The following is an 18,626-nucleotide window of genomic DNA, read 5'->3' as shown; positions in this document are numbered from 1 at the left end:
CTGCAATGCCTTGAATCAGGCGGTGAGGCTTATTCCTCGCCGAACACCTGCACCGGACCGGAGTCTTTGCCCTTTTCGGCCACGTCGCGGTCGACGAACTCGATCACCGCCAGCGGGGCGTTGTCGCCATAGCGGTAGCCGGCCTTCAGCACGCGAATATAGCCGCCGTTGCGGTCCTTGTAGCGGGGGCCGACCACGCCGAACAGCTTGCCGACCTGCTCGACGTCGCGGACGCGGCTGATGGCGATGCGGCGGGCGTGCAGATCGCCGCGCTTGGCCAGGGTCACCAGCTTCTCGACGAAGGGGCGAAGCTCCTTGGCCTTGGGCAGGGTGGTGACGATCTGCTCGTGCTTGATCAGGCTCGCGGCCATGTTGGCGAACATGGCGGTGCGGTGGCTGGTCGTGCGACCGAGCTTACGATGGGCGGCGCCGTGGCGCATGGTCGTTCTCCATGAGACCGGCGGCAGCAACGCGGCGGCCGATCCCCCAAAGGCTGATCCGGACGCGAAGGCGAAAGGCCTCATGGCCCTGCCCGTTCCGGATGTCGACGACCCGCGGTCGGGTCTGTCGAGATCGCCGGGACAAGGCTTGGGTTCTTTCCCGGCGAGCGAAGGCGAAAATTCGCGCTCCTACAAAAAGGAAACCGGCCTCGGGTCACCCCGGGCCGGCTCCTCGTCGTCTCGATCGGAACGCTCGATCAGATCTGGTCTTCGAACTTCTTGGCCAGGTCTTCGATGTTTTCCGGCGGCCAGTTGGGCACGTCCATGCCGAGGTGCAGGTTCATGCCCGCCAGAACTTCCTTGATCTCGTTCAAGGACTTGCGGCCGAAGTTGGGGGTGCGCAGCATCTCCGCTTCGGTCTTCTGGATCAGGTCGCCGATGTAGACGATGTTGTCGTTCTTCAGGCAGTTGGCCGAACGGACCGACAGTTCCAGCTCGTCGACCTTTTTCAGGAGGGCCGGGTTGAACGGCAGTTCCGGCTTGGCTTCGCCGTCGGCCTTCTTCTTCGGCTCGTCGAAGGTGATGAAGATCTGCAGCTGGTCCTGCAGGATGCGGGCGGCGTAGGCCACCGCATCCACCGGCGACACCGCGCCGTTGGTTTCGACTTCCATGATCAGCTTGTCATAGTCGAGGCTCTGGCCCTGGCGGGTGGGCTCGACGCGATAGGCGACGCGCTTGACCGGGCTGTAGAGCGAATCGACCGCGATCAGCCCGATCGGGGCGTCTTCCGGACGGTTCATCTCGGCCGGGACATAGCCCTTGCCGTTCTGCACGGTGAACTCCATGCGCACGGTGGCGCCGTCGTCCAGGGTGCAGAGCACGTGGTCGGGGTTCAGGATCTCGATGTCCGACGAGGTGTCGATCTGGCCGGCGGTGACCGCGCCCGGGCCAGTGGCCCGCAGCGTCATCCGCTTGGGGCCTTCCGAGTGCATGCGCAGCGCCAGCTGCTTGATGTTGAGGACGATGTCGACCACGTCCTCGCGAACGCCCTGCATGGACGAGAATTCGTGCACGACGCCGTCGATCTGCACCGAGGTGACCGCCGCGCCTTGCAGCGACGACAGCAGCACCCGACGCAGGGAATTTCCGAGCGTGACGCCGAAGCCGCGTTCGAGCGGTTCAGCGACGATGCGAGCCTTGCGGCTGGCGTCGGCGCCCGTCTCGATCTGCGGCTTCTCGGGGCGAATTAGCTCGTTCCAGTTTCTTTCAATCACGGATGAAGTCCCTCGAACGCGGCTTGACCGCCAGCCGCAGAGCGGCCGGCGGGCGAAATAGAATAGATCGACCTAGACGCGGCGACGCTTGGGCGGCCGGCAGCCATTGTGCGGGATCGGGGTCACGTCACGAATGGTGGTGATGGTCATGCCCACGGCCTGCAGCGCGCGGAGAGCCGATTCACGGCCCGAACCCGGACCGGAGACGTTGACCTCGAGGGTCTTCACGCCATGCTCGGCCGCCTTCTTGCCGGCGTCCTCAGCGGCCATCTGCGCCGCGTACGGGGTCGACTTGCGCGAGCCCTTGAAGCCCATCATGCCAGCCGACGACCAGGAAATGGTGTTCCCTTGCGCGTCGGTGATGGTGATCATGGTGTTGTTGAACGAGGCGTTCACGTGCGCCACGCCCGAAGTGATGTTCTTGCGCTCGCGCTTTTTGACGCGAGCCGGTTCCTTGGCCATGGTCTGTGCGCCTTACTTCTTCTTGCCGGCGATCGGCTTGGCCGGGCCCTTGCGGGTGCGGGCGTTGGTGTGGGTGCGCTGCCCGCGGACCGGAAGGCCCTTGCGGTGACGGAGGCCACGATAGCAGGCCAGGTCCATCAGGCGCTTGATGTTGACGGCGGTCTCGCGACGCAGGTCGCCCTCGACGGTGTAGTCGCGGTCGATGGTCTCGCGGATCTGAAGGACTTCGGCGTCCGTCAGCTGGTTGACCCGGCGCGCATCTTCGATGCCGACCTTGGACACGATTTCACGCGCCTTGGCCTGGCCGATGCCATGAATGTACTGCAGCGCGATGATCACGCGCTTGTTGGTCGGAATATTGACGCCAGCTATGCGGGCCACGCTCGAGATCTCCTGATCACGCACTTAAGCGCGAAAGGCGCGCCCGGCCTGCCGCCTCAGCGGATTTAGCCGTCGCATCCTTCGCGCCCTTTCGCGGAAGCGCCCCGTTATAGGGATGGTTGCGCCCGCGTCAATGCTTGCGATGCTGAAAGCCGCGTAAAATTGTCGCATTCAGATCGCGGGTGGTTGAAGGGACATACGCGCCCAAATTGTGCGGGCGCGAATGCGGGTGAAATCGGTATCTGTTCAGGCTGCAGCCAGGGCCGCGTCGATGCCGGCCGCGACCTCGTCGATCGTGGCCATGCCGTCGACCTCGACCAGCTTGCCCTGGGCCAGGTAGTGCGGCAGCAGCGGCGCGGTCTGGGCGTTGTAGGCCGACAGGCGCACCTTGAACGATTCGGGATTGTCGTCCGCCCGGCCCTCTTCAGCGAAGCGCTTGGCCACGCGGTCGAGCAGCTTGGCGTCGTCGACCCGCAGGCGCAGCACCAGGTCGATTCGCGAGCCGCGGCGGGCCAGCATGTCGTCCAAGGCCTCGGCCTGGGCGATGGTGCGCGGGAAGCCGTCGAAGATCGCCCCGCCCGCGGCCTCGGCCGCCGGCAGCGCCTCTTCGATCAGGGCGATGACGATTTCGTCCGAGACCAGGCTGCCGGCGTCCATGATCGCGGCGACCTTCTTGCCCAGCTCGGAACCCGAGCTGCGCGCGGCGCGCAGCATGTCGCCGGTCGAGAGCTGGACCATGCCGCGCCGGCTGACCAGGCGTTTGGCCTGGGTTCCCTTCCCCGCCGCCGGCGGGCCGAAAAGTATGATGTTCAACGCCCGCGTCCCCCGCGCAATTTAGACTTCTTGATCAGCCCCTCGTACTGGTGGGCGAGCAAGTGTGACTGAATCTGCGCCACCGTGTCCATGGTCACGGTCACCACAATGAGGATCGAGGTGCCGCCGAAGGCGAACTGGTTGGACTGCATCGCCGACATCATGATCTCGGGCAGGAGGCACACAGCGGTGATGTATGCCGCGCCGAGCACGGTCAGCCTGGTCAGCACATAGTCCAAGTACTCGGCCGTGCGCTTGCCGGGGCGGATGCCCGGAAGGAAGCCGCCGTACTTGCGCAGGTTCTCCGCCGTCTCGTCGGGATTGAACACGATCGAGGTGTAGAAGAACGAGAAGAACACGATCATCGCCGCATAGAGCAGCATGAAGGTCGGCTGGCCGTGCTGCAGTTGGCCGACCACGGTCGGCACCCACTGGGCCCAGGGCGGCAGGGTGGTCTTGACCAGGAACCCCATGGCGGTCGCCGGCAGCAACAGCAGGCTGGAGGCGAAAATCGGCGGGATCACCCCGGCGGTGTTCAGCTTCAGCGGCAGGAACGAGGTCTCGCCGCCGAACATGCGGTTGCCCATCTGGCGCTTGGGATACTGGATCAGAAGCCGGCGCTGCGAGCGTTCGATGAAGACGATGAAGGCGATCACCACCACCGACATCACCAGGATCAGCGGCAGGATATAGCTCTGGATCGCGCCGGTACGCGCCTGGGTCAGAAGGGTCATGACCCCGGTCGGCAGGCGGGCGACGATGCCGGCGAAGATGATCAGCGAAACGCCGTTGCCGACGCCGCGGGCGGTGATCTGCTCGCCCAGCCACATCAAGAACAACGTGCCGCCGGTCAGGGTCGCGACCGTCGAGAGGATGAAGAACAGGCCGGGCTGGTCCACCAGGCCCTGGCTGTTGGACAGGCCGATGGCGATGCCGCTGGACTGGGCGATGGCCAGAAACACCGTCAGATAGCGGGTGTACTGGTTCAACTGCTTGCGGCCGGCTTCGCCGCCTTCCTTGCGCAGCTTCTCCCACGGCGGATAGACCGTGCCCATCAGCTGCACGATGATCGAGGCCGAGATGTAGGGCATCACGTTCAGCGAAAACACCGCCATGCGCTGCACGGCGCCACCCGAGAACATGTCGAACATGCCCAGGATGCCCTTGGACTGGCCCTGGAAGGCCTGGGCGAAGGCCGCAGGGTCGATGCCGGGGATCGGGATGTAGGTGCCGAGCCGATAGACGATCAGCGCGCCCAGTGTGAACCACAGGCGCTTGTGCAGCTCCGTCGCCTTCTGGAAGGCGCCGAAGTTCATGTTGGCGGCTAGCTGTTCCGCGGCCGAGGCCATGGCCCCTCCCCTTTACTGACGGGCGTCAGATAGGGCCTCGCGGCCCATCTGGCGAGGACTTGATTGCAACATCCGCGCTTTTGCAGCGCGAAGTCGCCCTGAATATGTCGATTGTCGCGTCATGGGCGGCGGGCCCATCAGGCCCGCCCATCCCGATCTCAAGCTTCCGCTTCGGCCTTGGCCTTCACCTTGGCGGTGGTGGTCAGCTTGCCGCCGGCGGCTTCCACGGCCTTGGCCGCGCCGGTCGAGGCGGAGTAGACGGTGATGTCCAGCTTGGACTTCAGCTCGCCCTCGCCCAGGAGGCGCACGCCGTCCCTTTCGCGGCGAATCACGCCGGCGGCCAGGAGCGCGGCGGTGTCGATCGGCTTCTTGGCGTCCAGCTTGCCGGCCTCGATGGCCTGCTCGATGCGCCACAGGTTCACTTCCACCAGCTTCTTGGCGAAGGGGTTGTTGAAGCCGCGCTTGGGCATGCGCATGTGCAGCGGCATCTGGCCGCCTTCGAAGCCGGCGATGGCCACGCCCGAGCGGGACTTCTGGCCCTTGACGCCCCGGCCGGCGGTCTTGCCCTTGCCCGAGCCCGGGCCACGGCCGACGCGCAGACGGCCCTTGTGAGCGCCTTCGTTGTCGCGGATTTCGTTGAGCTTGGTCATCTTGCAGCCTCTCCTTGGAGATCATCGCCGGGCTGGGCCCGACTCGGCAGGTTTCAAAAGACTGCGCCCACCCCCGAGGTTTCGGAGATGGGCGCGGGATAGATTGGCGAAGCCTCTTTAGGCCTCTTCGACTACGGTCACCAAGTGGGCGACCTTCTTGATCATGCCGCGGGTCGAGCCGTTGTCAGGCAGCACCTTGGTGCGGCCGATGCGGTTCAGGCCCAGGCCAACCAGGGTCGCGCGCTGGTCGCTCTTGCGGCGCAGCGGGCTGGCGACCTGGCGGACGGTCACAGTCTTTGCGGTGTCGGACATCGCTTAAGCTCCTCAGCCTTCCGAGGCGGCGTCGGCGGTCGAGGCGCCGTCGTGACGACGGCCCAGGATGTCGCCGACCTTCTTGCCGCGCTTGTTGGCGATCTGGCGCGGAGACGACTGGGCCTTTAGGGCTTCGAACGTCGCGCGCACCATGTTGTAGGGGTTGGACGAGCCGACCGACTTGCCGACCACATCCTGCACGCCCAGGGTTTCCAGGACCGCACGCATCGGGCCGCCGGCGATGACGCCGGTGCCGGGAGGCGCCGCGCGGAGCATCACCTTGCCCGCGCCGTGACGGCCGTGGCCGTCGTGATGCAGGGTGCGGGATTCGCGCAGAGGCACGCGGACCATGGTCTTCTTGGCTTCTTCGGTCGCCTTGCGGATGGCTTCCGGCACTTCGCGCGCCTTGCCGTGACCGAAGCCCACGCGGCCCTTCTGGTCACCGACGACCATCAGGGCGGCGAAGGAGAACCGGCGGCCGCCCTTCACGGTGGCGGCGACGCGGTTGATGTGCACCAGCTTCTCGACGATGTCGCTGTCCGCACGCTCTTCTTGCGGACGATCGCGCCGGTCCCGCCGTTCGCCGCCGCGTTGTTGTTCGCCTCGGGCCATCTTGGGTTCCTCAGAAATTCAGGCCGGCTTCGCGCGCGGCGTCGGCCAGGGCCTTTACACGGCCGTGATAGATGAAGCCGCCGCGATCGAACACGACGTCCTTGACGCCCTTTTCAATGGCTCGTTCGGCCACCAGCTTGCCCACGCGGGCTGCGGCGTCCTTGTCCGAGCCCTTGGCGCCCCGGCCGCCTTCCAGCGACGAAGCATGGGCCACGGTGACACCGGCGGTGTCGTCGATGACCTGGGCGTAGATGTTCTTGGCCGAGCGGAAGATCGACAGCCGCAGGCGGCCATTGGCCAGGGACTTGAGCCGGCGACGGTTGCGTTCGGCTCTGCGCTTGGCGGATTCTCGAGGTGACAGCGCCATGGCTTACTTCTTCTTGCCTTCTTTGCGGCGGACGTTTTCGCCAGCGTAGCGTACGCCCTTGCCCTTGTAGGGCTCCGGCGGACGGATGCGACGGATGCGGGCGGCGACTTCGCCCACCAGCTGCTTGTCGATGCCGGCGACCCTGATCTCGGTCTGCTTGGGCACGGCGAAGGTGATGCCGGCCGGAGGCGGCACGTCGACTTCGTGGCTAAAGCCCAGCTGCATCGACAGGGCCTGGCCCTTCATGGCGGCGCGGTAGCCGACGCCGACCAGCTCCAGGGTCTCTTCATAGCCTTGGGTGACCCCATGGACCATGTTGGCGACCAGGGTGCGCGACAGGCCCCACATGGCCTTGGCCCGCGTCGTGTCGGCGCGCGGCTTCAGCGACAGTTCAGCGCCCGATTGCTCGAGCTCGATCTCGTCGACGATGGTCCACGACAGCTGGCCCTTGGGGCCCTTCACCGTGACGGTCTGGCCGTCCAGCGTCAGCGTGACGCCGGCGGGGATCGCGACCGCTTTCTTTCCGATCCGGGACATGATGTTCCTTTCTCCGCCTTAGTAGACGCGGCAGAGCACTTCGCCGCCGACGTTGGCGTCGCGGGCGGCAGTGTCGGACATGACGCCCTTGGGCGTCGACAGGATCGAGATCCCGAGGCCGTTCTTGATCGGCTTCAGGTCCTTGATCGACGAATAGACGCGGCGCCCCGGCTTGGACACGCGGGAGATCTCGGCGATCACCGGCTCGCCGTCGAAATACTTGAGCTCGATTTCGAACTCTGGGAATTCGCCGGGCTTCTGCACGATCGAATAGCCACGGATGTAGCCTTCGTCCTGCAGCACGTCCAAAACGCGCTGGCGCAGCTTCGACGCAGGCGTCGAAACCTTGGAGCGCTTGCGCATCGCAGCGTTCTTGATACGGGCGATCATGTCGCCGATGGGATCGTTCACAGCCATCGAACCCTCCTCACCAGCTCGACTTGACGAGGCCGGGGATCTGCCCCTGCGAGCCCAGCTCGCGGAGCGCGATACGCGACATCTTCAGCTTACGATAGAAGGCCCGCGGGCGGCCGGTCACTTCGCAGCGGTTCCGGATGCGGGTCTTCGACGAGTTACGCGGCAGCTTCGCCAGCTTGAGCCGGGCTTCGAAGCGTTCTTCGAGCGGCAGGCTCTGGTCGTTGGCGACCGCCATCAGCGCTTCGCGCTTGGCGGCGTATTGCTTGACGAGCTTCTTGACGAGCTCGTTGCGGTTCATCGCGCTTTTCTTGGCCATCTTTGTTCTTTCCCCCCGCTCAGTTCGTCGTGAACGGGAATTGGAAAGCCCGCAGAAGCTCACGCGCTTCGTTGTCGGTGCGGGCCGTGGTGCAGACGATGATATCCATCCCCCACATCTGATCGATCTCGTCGTAATTGATCTCCGGGAACACGATGTGCTCCTTCAGACCCATGGCGTAGTTGCCACGGCCGTCGAACGAGGTCGGCTTCAGGCCGCGGAAGTCCTTGACCCGCGGCAGGGCGATGGTGATCAGGCGGTCGAGGAACTCGTACATCCGGTCCTTGCGCAGCGTCACCTTGGCGCCGATCACCATGCCTTCGCGCAGCTTGAAGCCGGCGATGGAGGTGCGCGCCTTGGTCGGCACCGGCTTTTGGCCGGTGATCGCCGCCAGGTCCTTGATCGCCGCATTGACCTTCTTGGAGTCCGCGACGGCCTCGCCGATGCCCATGTTCACGACGATCTTGTCGAGCTTGGGGATCTGCATCTCGTTGGTGTAGCCGAACTGGTCCTTCATCGCGGCGCGGATGCGGGCGCGATAGTCGGACTTCAGCCGGGGCTCATAAGCTTGCTCAGCCATCGATGACCTCGCCGGACTTCTTGGCGAAACGGACCTTCTTGTCCCCTTCCATGCGGAAACCGACGCGGGTCGGTTCACCGGACTTGGGGTCGACAAAGGCGACGTTCGAAATGTGGAGGGCGGCTTCCTTGTGCTTGATGCCGCCTTGCGGATCGGACTGGCTCGGGCGGGTATGGCGCTTGACCATGTTGACGCCGCGAACGACCAGGCGGTCTTCCTTCGGCATCACCTGCAGCACTTCGCCCTGACGGCCCTTGTCCTTGCCGGCGAGCACGACGACGCGATCGCCCTTCTTGATCTTCGCGGCCATCACAGCACCTCGGGAGCGAGCGAGATGATCTTCATGTGGTTCTTGGCGCGCAGTTCGCGGGGAACCGGGCCAAAGATCCGCGTGCCGATCGGCTCGGACTGCTTGTTGACGATCACCGCGGCGTTGCGGTCGAAACGGATCATCGACCCGTCCTTGCGCTTGATGCCCTGGCTGGTGCGAACGACGATCGCGCGGAGCACGTCGCCCTTCTTCACCCGGCCGCGCGGGATCGCTTCCTTGACCGATACGACGATCAGGTCTCCGACACTGGCGTAACGCCGACCGGCGCCGCCCAGCACCTTGATGCACATGACCCGGCGAGCGCCCGAATTGTCGGCGACCTCCAGGTTAGTTTGCATCTGGATCATGGCTTTGAACCTTCCAGAACTATTGGCCGGAGGCCGGGGCAGCCTTTGGCAGGACTTCCCAGGTCTTCAGCTTGGATTTGGGCGCGCACTCGATAATGCGAGCGATTTCGCCGGCCTTGTACGTATTGCCCTCGTCATGGGCATGGTACTTCTTGGACTGGCGGATAGTCTTCTTCAGCACGGGGTGCAGGAAGGTCCGCTCGACCTTCACCACCACGGTCTTGTCGCCCTTGTCGGAGACGACCACACCTTCGAGAATTCGCTTAGGCATTGTCTTCTTCCTTTAGGCCGCGGCGGCTTTGGCGCGCAGCACCGTCTTGATCCGGGCGATGTCCTTGCGGACCTCGTTCACGCGATGGGTCTTCTCCATCTGGCCGGTCGCCGCCTGGAAGCGCAGGTTGAACTGCTCCTTCTTCAGCTTCAGCAGCTCTTCGCCCAGCTGGTCGGTCGTCAGACCGCGGATGTCTTCGATCTTCATCAGGCGTGCTCCACACCAGCGTCGATGCGGGTGACGACGCGGGTCTTGATCGGCAGCTTGGCCGCGCCGAGGCGCAGGGCTTCACGGGCGATGTCGTCGGCCACGCCGTCGATCTCGAACATGATACGGCCGGGAGCGACGCGCGCCGCCCAGTACTCGACCGCGCCCTTGCCCTTGCCCATGCGGACTTCAGCCGGCTTGTCGGTGACCGGCACGTCCGGGAAGATGCGGATCCACACCCGGCCCTGGCGCTTCATCTGGCGGGTGATCGCGCGGCGGGCCGCTTCGATCTGGCGCGCGGTGATGCGTTCCGGCTCGACCGCCTTCAGCCCGTGCGAGCCGAAGTTCAGCGAGGCGCCGCCCTTGGTCATCCCGTGGATGCGGCCCTTGAACTGCTTGCGGTACTTGGTCTTTTTCGGTGACAGCATGATCTAAACCTTAAGCTCCGCGGTCACGACGGCCGCCGCGATCACCGCGGTCGCCACGATCACCCCGGTCGCGGTCGCGATCGCGTCCGCCGCCTTCGCCGGCCGGGCCGGATTCGGTGGCCAGGCGCTTGTCCTGGGCCATCGGGTCGTGCTCCAGCACCTCGCCTTTGAAGATCCAGGTCTTCACGCCGATGATGCCGTAGGTGGTCTTGGCTTCAGCGAAGCCGTAGTCGATGTCGGCGCGCAGGGTGTGCAGCGGCACGCGGCCTTCGCGATACCACTCCATCCGCGCGATTTCTGCGCCGCCCAGGCGGCCCGAAACGTTGATCCGCACGCCCTTGGCGCCGAGGCGCATGGTCGACTGGATCGAGCGCTTCATGGCGCGGCGGAAGGCGATGCGGCGCTCGAGCTGCTGGGCGATGTTCTCGGCCACCAGCTGGGCGTCGGTCTCGGGCTTGCGCACTTCGACGATGTTCAGGTGCACCTCGCCGTCGGTCATGGCCGACAGGTCCTTGCGCAGCTTTTCGATGTCCGCGCCCTTCTTGCCGATGATCACGCCGGGGCGCGCGGCATAGATGGTCACGCGGCACTTCTTATGCGGCCGCTCGATGATGATGCGCGAGACGCCGGCCTGGCCCAGGCGCTTCTTCAGCTCCTTGCGGACCTTAAGGTCGTCGTGCAGCAGCTTGCCGTATTCTTCGCCGTCGGCGAACCAGCGGCTGTCCCAGGTACGGTTGATGCCGAGGCGCAAGCCGACCGGATTGACTTTCTGACCCATCAGGCGGCCTCACCAAGTTCACGGACCACGATGGTGATCTCCGAGAAGGGCTTTTCGATACGCGAAGAGCGGCCGCGAGCGCGCGAGGCGAACCGCTTCATCACCAGGTTCTTGCCGACATAGGCCTCGGCCACGACCAGCTGGTCGATGTCCAGGCCATGGTTGTTTTCGGCGTTGGAGATCGCCGAATAGAGCGCCTTGCGGACGTCCTTGGCGATGCGCTTGTGGCTGAACTCCAGCTCGTTCAGCGCATGCTGCACCTTCAGGCCGCGGATCGACTGGGCCACCAGGTTCAGCTTGCGCAGGCCGGTGCGGAGGTTCGACACCTTGGCCTTGGCTTCGGTCGGCTTCAGCCGACGTTCTTGAGACTTCTGGCCCATGACTACTTCCTCTTGGCCTTCTTGTCGGCGGCGTGACCGGGGAAATAGCGGGTCGGCGCGAACTCGCCGAACTTCATGCCCACCATGTCTTCGCTGACCAGCACGGGAACGTGCTTCTGGCCGTTGTGCACGCCGAAGGTCAGGCCGACGAATTGCGGCATGATGGTCGAACGGCGCGACCAGGTCTTGATGACGTCCTTGCGGCCCGAGCTTTGCGCCGCGTCCGCCTTCTTCAGAAGGTAGCCGTCGACGAAGGGGCCTTTCCAAACCGAACGGGTCATGCTCAGCGAGCCTTCTTCACGTGACGCGAGCGGATGATGAACTTATCCGTCGTCTTGTTGGTGCGGGTCTTGCGGCCCTTGGTGGGCTTGCCCCACGGGGTCACCGGATGGCGGCCGCCCGAGGTGCGGCCTTCACCGCCGCCGTGCGGGTGGTCGACCGGGTTCATGGCGACGCCGCGGACGTGAGGACGACGGCCCTTGTGGCGGACGCGGCCGGCCTTGCCCAGGCTTTCGTTCATGTGGTCCGGGTTCGAGACGGCGCCGACCGTGGCCATGCAGCTGTCCATCACCATGCGCAGCTCGCCCGAGCCGAGGCGGATCTGGGCGTAGCCGGCGTCACGGCCGACCAGCTGGGCGTAGGCCCCGGCAGAACGGGCCATCTGGCCGCCCTTCAGGGGCTTCAGCTCGATGTTGTGGATGATCGTGCCGATCGGCAGCGAGCGCAGCGGCGAGGCGTTGCCCGGCTTCACGTCGACCTTCTCGGCGGCGATGATCTCGTCGCCGACCTTCAGCCGTTGCGGGGCCAGGATGTAGGCCAGCTCGCCGTCGGCGTACTTGATCAGGGCGATGAAAGCGGTGCGGTTCGGGTCGTACTCGAGACGCTGAACGGTCGCCGGCACGTCGAACTTGCGACGCTTGAAATCGACGATGCGGTACAGCTTCTTCGCGCCGCCGCCACGGAAGCGCACGGCCACCCGGCCGCCGCCGCCACGACCGCCGGTCTTGGTCAGGCCCTCGGTCAGGCTCTTTTCCGGGCGGCCCTTGTGCAGCTCGGAACGGTCGACCAGCACCAGGGACCTACGGCCCGGCGAAGTCGGATTGAAGGTCTTCAAGGCCATGGCTCAGAGCCCCGTCGTAATGTCGATCGACTGGCCTTCGGCCAGGGTCACGATGGCTTTTTTGACATCCGAACGACGGCCCTTCAGGCCGCGGAAGCGCTTGGTCTTGCCCTTGACCACCAGGGTATTGACCTTGGTGACCGTGACCTTGAACAGCTCTTCGACCGCCGCGGCGATCTCGTCCTTGGTGGCGTCCTTGGCGACGCGGAACACGACCTTGTTCTGCTCGGAGAGCATGGTCGACTTTTCGGTGATGACCGGCGCGAGCACCGTGTCGTAGTGACGGGCGGTGGCCATTACGCGGCGTCCTTCTTGTCGGCGAAGCGAGCTTCGATGGCTTCGACGGCGGCCTTGGTCAGGACCAGGGTGTCGCGGCGCAGCACGTCATAGACGTTCAGGCCGGCGTTCGGCAGCACGTCCACCAGCGGGATGTTGCGGGCGGCGAGCTTGAAGTTGCCGTTCACTTCCGGGCCGGCGATGACCAGGGCGCTCTTCAGGCCCAGCTTCTCGAACTGGACGCGCAGGGCGCCGGTCTTCGAGGTCTCGACCGCAACGTCGTCCAGCACCACCAGGGCGCCGGCCTTGGCCTTGGAGGACAGGGCGTGGCGCAGGGCCAGGGCGCGGACCTTCTTGGGCAGGTCGAAGCCGTGGTCGCGGACCACCGGGCCGAAGGCGCGGCTGCCGCCGACGAACTGCGGCGCGCGGCGCGAGCCGTGACGGGCGCCGCCGGTGCCCTTCTGCTTGTACATCTTCTTGCCGGTGCGAGAATTCTCGTTCCGGGTCTGGACCTTGTGCGTGCCGGCGCGGCGCTTGGCCAGCTGCCAGTTGACGCAACGGGCCAGGATGTCGCCGCGGATCTCTTCAATGCCGAACACGGCGTCGGAGAGTTCGATCTGGCCGGACTTGCCGCCAGCGAGGGTGATGACGTCGAGTTTCATTTAGCTTTCGCTCCCCGCTTCCGGCGCCTCGACGGCGGGTTCTTCAACTTGAGCCGGAGCCGCAGCCTGTTGGCCGGGCTTCTTGAACGCGCCCGGCTTCGGCAGGTCGGCCGGAGCCGCACGCTTCACCGCGTCGCGGATCTTGACGTAGGAGCCTTCCGCGCCGGGGACCGAGCCCACCAGCAGGATCAGGCCGCGCTCGGCGTCGACCCGGAAAACCCGCACGTTCAGGGTGGTGACGGTTTCCTGGCCGAGATGGCCGGCCATCTTCTTGCCCTTGAAGGTCTTGCCCGGGTCCTGGCGGTTGCCGGTCGAACCCAGCGAGCGGTGCGACACCGACACGCCGTGGGTGGCGCGAAGACCGCCGAAGTTCCAGCGCTTCATGCCGCCCTGGAAGCCCTTGCCGACCGTCAGGCCCTGCACGTCGACCACCTGGCCGGCGACGAAGTGGTCAGCGGTCAGTTCCGCGCCCACGTCGATCAGGTTGTCTTCCGACACATGGAACTCGGCCAGGTGACGCTTCGGCTCGACCAGAGCCTTGGCGAAGTGGCCGCGCATGGCCTTGGAGGTGTTCTTGGCCTTCTTGGCGCCCGCACCGAGTTGGAGGGCCACATAGCCGTCCTTGTCCTTGGTGCGCTGGGCCGTGACCTGGCAGCCGTCGAGCGACAGCACCGTCACGGGCACGTGGACGCCGGCTTCGTCGAAGAAGCGCGTCATGCCCAGTTTCTTGGCGATCACGCCGGTACGCATCAGCGGGTCCCCTTAGAGCTTGATCTCGACGTCCACGCCGGCGGACAGGTCGAGCTTCATCAGCGCGTCCACGGTCTGCGGGGTGGGGTCGACGATATCGAGCACGCGCTTGTGCGTGCGGATCTCGAACTGCTCGCGCGACTTCTTGTCGATGTGCGGCGAGCGGTTGACGGTGAATTTTTCAATGAGAGTCGGCAGCGGGATCGGGCCACGCACCGTCGCGCCGGTGCGCTTGGCGGTGTTGACGATCTCACGCGTGGAGTGATCCAGCACCCTGTGGTCGAAGGCTTTGAGCCGGATGCGGATATTTTGTCGATCCATATCGCCCGAGTTCCTTAAAGCGCTCGCCACGCCCAGTTTGCCGTTTCAAAGACCGACCCCAAGGCCGAAGCCCCAGGAAGTAAGCTTGCTCGACGTGCGAGTTCCGCAAAACGAATTCGGCCCGCGCGTGATTTCGCGAGGGCCTTGGTACAATCACAATACCCTCAGCCGAAAGGCGCAGGCAATGCACTGTGGTTCGTCTCGCGGACCGCGTCTAAGCCCGAAGGCTTACAGCCGGTCCAACAGAGGCGCGGTTGATACTCGGCGACTCGGGCCCCGTCAAGGCCCAGATGCGCGCCAATTCGCCTTTACGGCCCTCGCCTGATTTCACCCAGCCCGGCGATGGTCTCGTCGACCGGGCCGTCGACCCCGGCGACATGAGCCACATGCACCCGGGCGTGACCGGCCACCGAGACCGACACGCGGTCAGCCAGGCCTTCATAGGTCAGTTCCCCGTCGCCGGCGATCGAGCCCTTCAGCAGCGTGGCGTGGCCGCCATTGACCCGCACATTGCCGCTGCCGGCGATGGAGACTTCGATACGCCCGTCGACCGAAGTGGAATAAAGGTCGCCCGATCCGCCGATCGAGACCTTGTAGTCATGATAGATCGCCTTGGTGGTGACGGCGGACGAGCCGGCGATATTCACCTCGGCCGAGCCCAGGTCGCCGGTGCGCACCCTGCCCTGCCCCGCCTCGTCCAGGTGGAAGCGGCCCTTGACGTCGCCCACGGTCCAGGCGTCACAGCCCGCCACCGCGAGATCCAGGTTCTCCGCCGACGGAATCGAGCCGATCACTGCACCGCTGGAGGCGACCTTGGCCGACATCGGCGTGCGCACCAGGATCTGGGGCAGCTCGCTTTCATTGAAATCGCCGACGCCGGCTACGTGCACGCTGGCGCTGTCCGGGCCCACGCGGCAATGCGAGATATGGCCGCCGAACAGCCGCGGCCACCAGTCGTCGGAGCCGCCGTCGACCACCACCACCCCTTCCGAGACCTGATGCACACGGATCGGCAGCTTGGGATTGGTGCGGATCACGCTGACTGTGACGTCGGAGCGGTTCTCCGGCACGATCACGACCTTGGCGACGATGTGCTTGAGCTGGACCTCGGCCGCGTTCGCCGAGCCCGCCGCCAGCAGCGCCGCCACAGCCCCCGCGCCCAAAATCGCCTTTCGCATGCACCGATCTCCGCTTCTGCCCTGTGACCCTAGGCGAGCTTTGCGGGCGATACAGCTTAATTCGCCGTCATATCAAGGCTGAGCCGTAGAGCGGGTTGAGGAAAAGTGCGAAGCGGCTTTCCGCCCGCAACCCGCTCTAAACTTTTAGAATCGGTCAGCGGGCCGGCAGCACCAGACCGGGATCGATCGGCCGAGCCTTGTCGCGCGGCGTCGGCGCATAGCGGATCTCGAAGTGCAGCTGCGGCTCGTCGACCCCGCCGGTGGTCCCGGCCTGCCCGATCTCCTGGCCCTGGGTCACGTGGTCGCGGATCTTGACCTCGGTGCGCGACAGGTGAGCGTAGGCGGTGACCCAGCCGTCCGGGTGCTTGATCAGCACCAGGTTGCCGAAGCCCGGCACCTGGTTGCCGGCATAGACCACGTCGCCCTCGGCGGCCGCCTGGATCGGCGCGCCCATGGCCGCGGCGATGTCGAGGCCGTCGTTGCGCTGGCCGCCGGCCTTGGGCCCGAACGCCGAAAGCACATTGCCGGTCACAGGCCAGGCGAAGCGGCCCTTGCCGGCGGCGGTGACCTGGGCGTCGCTGGGCGCGGGGCCAGCCTCGACCTGAGGCGGGCCGTTCGCGGCCGGCGGCGGGCTGTAGCGCGACGGCGGCTGGACGGCGCCCTCCTCGCTCGGCGGCGGCACCGCTTCGCCCTGGATCGGTTCGTAGCGGGTGTGCGGGCGACGCGGCGGCGCAGCGAAGACCGGGGTCTTGACCGGCCCGTTGTCGTGCACCTGGGCCGGAAGGTAGATCTTGTGGCCGGCGCGCAGGTGCGCCTCGGGGTCCAGGTCATTGATCTCGGACAAGGCGTCGGCGGAGATGCCGAAGCGGCGGCCGATGCTGAACAGGGTGTCGCCGGACTGGACCTCGTAGGCCTTGGGCGTCGGGATCTGGATCACCTGGCCGAGGTCGAGTTCGTAGGGCTTCTTCAGCTTGTTGATCTTGATCAGGTCGTCGCTGTCCGTGGCCAGGCGGTCCGAGATCACATTGACCGTGTCGCCCTTGCCGACCTTGATCGGCAGGCTCTTGCCCTTGGTCTCCACGACCTTGCCCTGGACCGAGATGCGGTACTCCGGCTTGGGCGGCTCGTAGCGAGGGGCCGGCGGCGGCGCAGCCTGCTCGGCCGGCGGCTGCGCGGACCGGTTCATCAGCGGCGACGGCGGCGGAGTCGGTCCTGCTGGCGCTTGTGCGGCGGGCGCCTGTGCGGCGGGCGCTGGCGCGGCCGGCTGGGCTGCGGCGCCGGGCGGCGGGCGATTCACAGGAGCTGCGGTGTCGCCCGTCGAGGGCTGCGGCAGGTAGCGGTCGTCGTCCAGCGGCCGCGGCGTCGGCTGGGCTGCGGCCGGCGCAGGGCTGGTCGCCACCGGCTGGTCCGAGGTTTGGGCCCGCGCCTCGACGCCCGCGAAGAGGGCCACGGCGAGGGCCGCACAGGTCAGCCGAGTGAACATGAAAGCCATCACCGCTCCGTCCTTACCGAACTCGTGCCGCACTATTCGATCGCGCAAAAAAGGGGGACTTATGGCGACCCGGGATCGCGCGCGCCACCCCTGATCGACGATCACCGTTCCTCAAAGCTCCTTCGCCACCCCCTCCAGAAGGGGTACGAAGCGGACTTCACACAGCACTTCCTCGCGAAAATCGCCTTTACCGTCGCCGACATAGCGGATCAGGGTCTGTACCGGACCGCGCCCCACCGGAGCCACGAGAATGCCGGTGGGCTTCAGCTGTTCCAGCAGGGCCGACGGCTCGCCGGGGGCGGCTGCGGTGACCAGCACCCGGTCGAAAGGCGCCTGCTCCTTCCAGCCCTCGGCGCCGTCGCCGAACTTGGTGATCACATTGGGCAGCAGCAGCTTCTTGAACCGCGCCTCGGCCTCGCGCAGCAGGGTGCGGTAGCGCTCGATGGTATAGACCAGCCGCGAGAGCTTGGAGAGCACAGCGGTCTGGTAGCCGGAGCCGGTGCCGATCTCCAGCACCCGGGCGCGGGGCTCTATGGCCAGGGCCTGGGTCATCAGGCCGACGATGAAGGGCTGGCTGATGGTCTGGCCGCAGGCGATCGGCAGGGCCGAATCCTCCCAGGCTCGCTCCTGGAACAGGTCGGGAGTGAACAGCTCGCGCGGGATTTGCTCCAGCGCGCCCAGCACAGCCGGATCGCTGACCCCCTGGGACCGCAAGGCCAGGATCAGGCGGGCGCGTCGCGTTTCGGGCGTATCCGCGGCCTCGGCGCTCATCACCTGGGGGCTCCGGTGGAAGGGATCGGGGGCGGCTCCGCTGCGAAGGCCGCCTTCAGGGCGGACAATGTCTTATCGTGAGTCAGGTCGATGTGCAGCGGGGTGATAGATATCCGCTCGTCATAGACCGCGCGCAGGTCGGTGCCGTCGCTGGGCTTGGACGGCTGGGCCCTGAACCCCATCCAATAGTAGTCGCGGCCCCGAAGGTCGGTGCGCTTTTCCACATGGCGCATGAACTGGTCGCGGAATCCCTGCCGCGTGACCTCTATCCCCTTCACCGCATCGGGCGTCACCGAGGGAAAGTTGAGGTTGATCACCACGTCGCTCGCCCAGCCGGTTTCGAGCAGGCGGCGGATGATGCTCGGCGCATGGGCGACGGCGGTCTCGAAATTGGCCTTCACCTCGTCGCGGAACAGGAACAGGGCCTGGGATAGGGCGATGGCGGGAATCCCCAGGGCCATGCCCTCTATCGCCCCCGCGACCGTGCCGGACAAGGTGACATCCTCTGCCAGGTTCTGGCCGCGGTTGACTCCGGAGAGCACCAGGTCCGGCTTCGCCCCCTCGATCAGCTCCTGCACCGCCAGCAGCACGCAGTCGGTGGGCGTGCCGTCCACCGCGAAACGTTTTTCCCCCATCCGGCGCACCCGCAGCGGCTGGCTGAGGGTCAGGGCCCGGCTGGCGCCAGACTGCTCGAACTCGGGCGCGGCGACCCAGACATCGTCCGACAGGGCGGCGGCGATCTGCTCCAGGGCCGCCAGGCCCTCCGCGTGGATGCCGTCGTCGTTGGTCAGGAGAATGCGCAAG

At 66.0% G+C, this 18,626-nt stretch carries 31 protein-coding genes; all 31 read right to left on the bottom strand.

Annotated elements, in window-relative coordinates; genetic code table 11:
- Positions 1-29: 29 nt before the first annotated feature.
- The 31 genes from rplQ to surE all read right to left on the bottom strand — a co-directional run bounded on the left by rplQ (position 30) and on the right by surE (position 18,625).
- Positions 30-440 carry a 50S ribosomal protein L17 gene (rplQ, locus tag KCG34_RS00600; protein ID WP_211938480.1) on the bottom strand — a complete coding sequence of 137 codons (411 nt, stop codon included), beginning with the start codon at positions 438-440 and terminating at the stop codon, positions 30-32.
- Positions 441-697: 257 nt separating this feature from the next.
- On the bottom strand, positions 698-1,714 hold the full coding sequence (locus tag KCG34_RS00595) for a DNA-directed RNA polymerase subunit alpha (RefSeq protein WP_211938479.1): 1,017 nt from the start codon (positions 1,712-1,714) through the stop codon (positions 698-700).
- Between the two features lie 72 nt (positions 1,715-1,786).
- Positions 1,787-2,176, bottom strand: a complete 390-nt coding sequence (rpsK, locus tag KCG34_RS00590; RefSeq protein WP_211938478.1) for a 30S ribosomal protein S11 — start codon at positions 2,174-2,176, stop codon at positions 1,787-1,789.
- Between the two features lie 12 nt (positions 2,177-2,188).
- Positions 2,189-2,557: a 30S ribosomal protein S13 gene (gene rpsM, locus KCG34_RS00585; protein WP_211938477.1), complete on the bottom strand. Its 369-nt coding sequence runs from the start codon at positions 2,555-2,557 to the stop codon at positions 2,189-2,191.
- 246 nt (positions 2,558-2,803) lie between these two features.
- Entirely contained in the window at positions 2,804-3,370 is a 567-nt protein-coding gene (locus KCG34_RS00580; RefSeq protein WP_211938476.1) for an adenylate kinase, read from the bottom strand.
- Complete coding sequence (secY, locus tag KCG34_RS00575) at positions 3,367-4,719, bottom strand: preprotein translocase subunit SecY (protein ID WP_211938475.1); 1,353 nt, start codon at positions 4,717-4,719, stop codon at positions 3,367-3,369. The genes KCG34_RS00580 and secY overlap by 4 nt, the downstream gene beginning before the upstream one ends.
- A 158-nt stretch (positions 4,720-4,877) precedes the next feature.
- Complete coding sequence (gene rplO, locus KCG34_RS00570; protein WP_211938474.1) at positions 4,878-5,369, bottom strand: 50S ribosomal protein L15; 492 nt, start codon at positions 5,367-5,369, stop codon at positions 4,878-4,880.
- Positions 5,370-5,486: 117 nt separating this feature from the next.
- Complete coding sequence (gene rpmD, locus KCG34_RS00565) at positions 5,487-5,681, bottom strand: 50S ribosomal protein L30 (protein ID WP_211938473.1); 195 nt, start codon at positions 5,679-5,681, stop codon at positions 5,487-5,489.
- A 12-nt stretch (positions 5,682-5,693) separates the two neighbouring features.
- On the bottom strand, positions 5,694-6,293 hold the full coding sequence (gene rpsE, locus KCG34_RS00560; protein ID WP_211938472.1) for a 30S ribosomal protein S5: 600 nt from the start codon (positions 6,291-6,293) through the stop codon (positions 5,694-5,696).
- A gap of 10 nt (positions 6,294-6,303) precedes the next feature.
- A complete protein-coding gene (rplR, locus tag KCG34_RS00555) occupies positions 6,304-6,660 on the bottom strand; it encodes a 50S ribosomal protein L18 (RefSeq protein WP_211938471.1) in 357 nt (118 codons plus the stop codon).
- 3 nt (positions 6,661-6,663) lie between these two features.
- The gene (gene rplF, locus KCG34_RS00550) at positions 6,664-7,197 is read right to left on the bottom strand and encodes a 50S ribosomal protein L6 (protein WP_211938470.1); all 534 of its coding nucleotides are present in this window, start codon (positions 7,195-7,197) and stop codon (positions 6,664-6,666) included.
- An 18-nt stretch (positions 7,198-7,215) separates the two neighbouring features.
- A complete protein-coding gene (rpsH, locus tag KCG34_RS00545; protein WP_211938469.1) occupies positions 7,216-7,614 on the bottom strand; it encodes a 30S ribosomal protein S8 in 399 nt (132 codons plus the stop codon).
- A gap of 10 nt (positions 7,615-7,624) precedes the next feature.
- Positions 7,625-7,930, bottom strand: a complete 306-nt coding sequence (gene rpsN / locus KCG34_RS00540; protein ID WP_211938468.1) for a 30S ribosomal protein S14 — start codon at positions 7,928-7,930, stop codon at positions 7,625-7,627.
- Positions 7,931-7,949: 19 nt separating this feature from the next.
- Positions 7,950-8,510, bottom strand: coding sequence for a 50S ribosomal protein L5 (gene rplE / locus KCG34_RS00535; protein WP_211938467.1), 561 nt, complete (start codon positions 8,508-8,510; stop codon positions 7,950-7,952).
- Positions 8,503-8,820: a 50S ribosomal protein L24 gene (gene rplX / locus KCG34_RS00530; RefSeq protein ID WP_211938466.1), complete on the bottom strand. Its 318-nt coding sequence runs from the start codon at positions 8,818-8,820 to the stop codon at positions 8,503-8,505. Before rplX ends, rplE begins: the two co-directional genes overlap by 8 nt.
- Entirely contained in the window at positions 8,820-9,188 is a 369-nt protein-coding gene (rplN, locus tag KCG34_RS00525) for a 50S ribosomal protein L14 (protein ID WP_211938465.1), read from the bottom strand. The genes rplX and rplN overlap by 1 nt, the downstream gene beginning before the upstream one ends.
- A 19-nt stretch (positions 9,189-9,207) precedes the next feature.
- Positions 9,208-9,459 (bottom strand): 30S ribosomal protein S17, encoded by a 252-nt coding sequence (rpsQ, locus tag KCG34_RS00520; protein WP_211938464.1) that lies wholly within the window; start codon positions 9,457-9,459, stop codon positions 9,208-9,210.
- A 12-nt stretch (positions 9,460-9,471) separates the two neighbouring features.
- Positions 9,472-9,666 carry a 50S ribosomal protein L29 gene (gene rpmC / locus KCG34_RS00515; RefSeq protein ID WP_211938463.1) on the bottom strand — a complete coding sequence of 65 codons (195 nt, stop codon included), beginning with the start codon at positions 9,664-9,666 and terminating at the stop codon, positions 9,472-9,474.
- A complete protein-coding gene (gene rplP, locus KCG34_RS00510; protein WP_211938462.1) occupies positions 9,666-10,094 on the bottom strand; it encodes a 50S ribosomal protein L16 in 429 nt (142 codons plus the stop codon). The genes rpmC and rplP overlap by 1 nt, the downstream gene beginning before the upstream one ends.
- Before the next feature lie 10 nt (positions 10,095-10,104).
- Positions 10,105-10,872 carry a 30S ribosomal protein S3 gene (gene rpsC / locus KCG34_RS00505; RefSeq protein WP_211938461.1) on the bottom strand — a complete coding sequence of 256 codons (768 nt, stop codon included), beginning with the start codon at positions 10,870-10,872 and terminating at the stop codon, positions 10,105-10,107.
- Positions 10,872-11,252, bottom strand: coding sequence for a 50S ribosomal protein L22 (gene rplV / locus KCG34_RS00500; protein WP_211938460.1), 381 nt, complete (start codon positions 11,250-11,252; stop codon positions 10,872-10,874). Before rplV ends, rpsC begins: the two co-directional genes overlap by 1 nt.
- A gap of 2 nt (positions 11,253-11,254) precedes the next feature.
- Positions 11,255-11,533, bottom strand: coding sequence for a 30S ribosomal protein S19 (gene rpsS / locus KCG34_RS00495; RefSeq protein WP_211938459.1), 279 nt, complete (start codon positions 11,531-11,533; stop codon positions 11,255-11,257).
- Positions 11,534-11,535: 2 nt separating this feature from the next.
- The gene (gene rplB / locus KCG34_RS00490; RefSeq protein WP_211938458.1) at positions 11,536-12,372 is read right to left on the bottom strand and encodes a 50S ribosomal protein L2; all 837 of its coding nucleotides are present in this window, start codon (positions 12,370-12,372) and stop codon (positions 11,536-11,538) included.
- 3 nt (positions 12,373-12,375) lie between these two features.
- Positions 12,376-12,669 carry a 50S ribosomal protein L23 gene (locus KCG34_RS00485; RefSeq protein ID WP_211938457.1) on the bottom strand — a complete coding sequence of 98 codons (294 nt, stop codon included), beginning with the start codon at positions 12,667-12,669 and terminating at the stop codon, positions 12,376-12,378.
- Positions 12,669-13,310 carry a 50S ribosomal protein L4 gene (rplD, locus tag KCG34_RS00480; protein ID WP_211938456.1) on the bottom strand — a complete coding sequence of 214 codons (642 nt, stop codon included), beginning with the start codon at positions 13,308-13,310 and terminating at the stop codon, positions 12,669-12,671. Before rplD ends, KCG34_RS00485 begins: the two co-directional genes overlap by 1 nt.
- Positions 13,311-14,060 carry a 50S ribosomal protein L3 gene (gene rplC / locus KCG34_RS00475; RefSeq protein WP_211938455.1) on the bottom strand — a complete coding sequence of 250 codons (750 nt, stop codon included), beginning with the start codon at positions 14,058-14,060 and terminating at the stop codon, positions 13,311-13,313.
- A 12-nt stretch (positions 14,061-14,072) separates the two neighbouring features.
- Entirely contained in the window at positions 14,073-14,381 is a 309-nt protein-coding gene (rpsJ, locus tag KCG34_RS00470) for a 30S ribosomal protein S10 (protein ID WP_199616223.1), read from the bottom strand.
- A 308-nt stretch (positions 14,382-14,689) separates the two neighbouring features.
- Positions 14,690-15,559: a GIN domain-containing protein gene (locus KCG34_RS00465; RefSeq protein ID WP_211938454.1), complete on the bottom strand. Its 870-nt coding sequence runs from the start codon at positions 15,557-15,559 to the stop codon at positions 14,690-14,692.
- A gap of 154 nt (positions 15,560-15,713) precedes the next feature.
- Entirely contained in the window at positions 15,714-17,051 is a 1,338-nt protein-coding gene (locus KCG34_RS00460) for a peptidoglycan DD-metalloendopeptidase family protein (RefSeq protein ID WP_211938453.1), read from the bottom strand.
- A 111-nt stretch (positions 17,052-17,162) separates the two neighbouring features.
- Positions 17,163-17,822, bottom strand: coding sequence for a protein-L-isoaspartate(D-aspartate) O-methyltransferase (locus tag KCG34_RS00455; protein WP_211938452.1), 660 nt, complete (start codon positions 17,820-17,822; stop codon positions 17,163-17,165).
- Positions 17,822-18,625, bottom strand: a complete 804-nt coding sequence (gene surE / locus KCG34_RS00450) for a 5'/3'-nucleotidase SurE (protein ID WP_211938451.1) — start codon at positions 18,623-18,625, stop codon at positions 17,822-17,824. Before surE ends, KCG34_RS00455 begins: the two co-directional genes overlap by 1 nt.
- Position 18,626: the final 1 nt, after the last annotated feature.

Source organism: Phenylobacterium montanum, assembly GCF_018135625.1.
In the GTDB taxonomy this organism is placed as follows: domain Bacteria; phylum Pseudomonadota; class Alphaproteobacteria; order Caulobacterales; family Caulobacteraceae; genus Poindextera; species Poindextera montana.
Note: the sequence above shows the minus strand (reverse complement) of the source record. Positions and strands in the feature narration are given on the sequence as shown.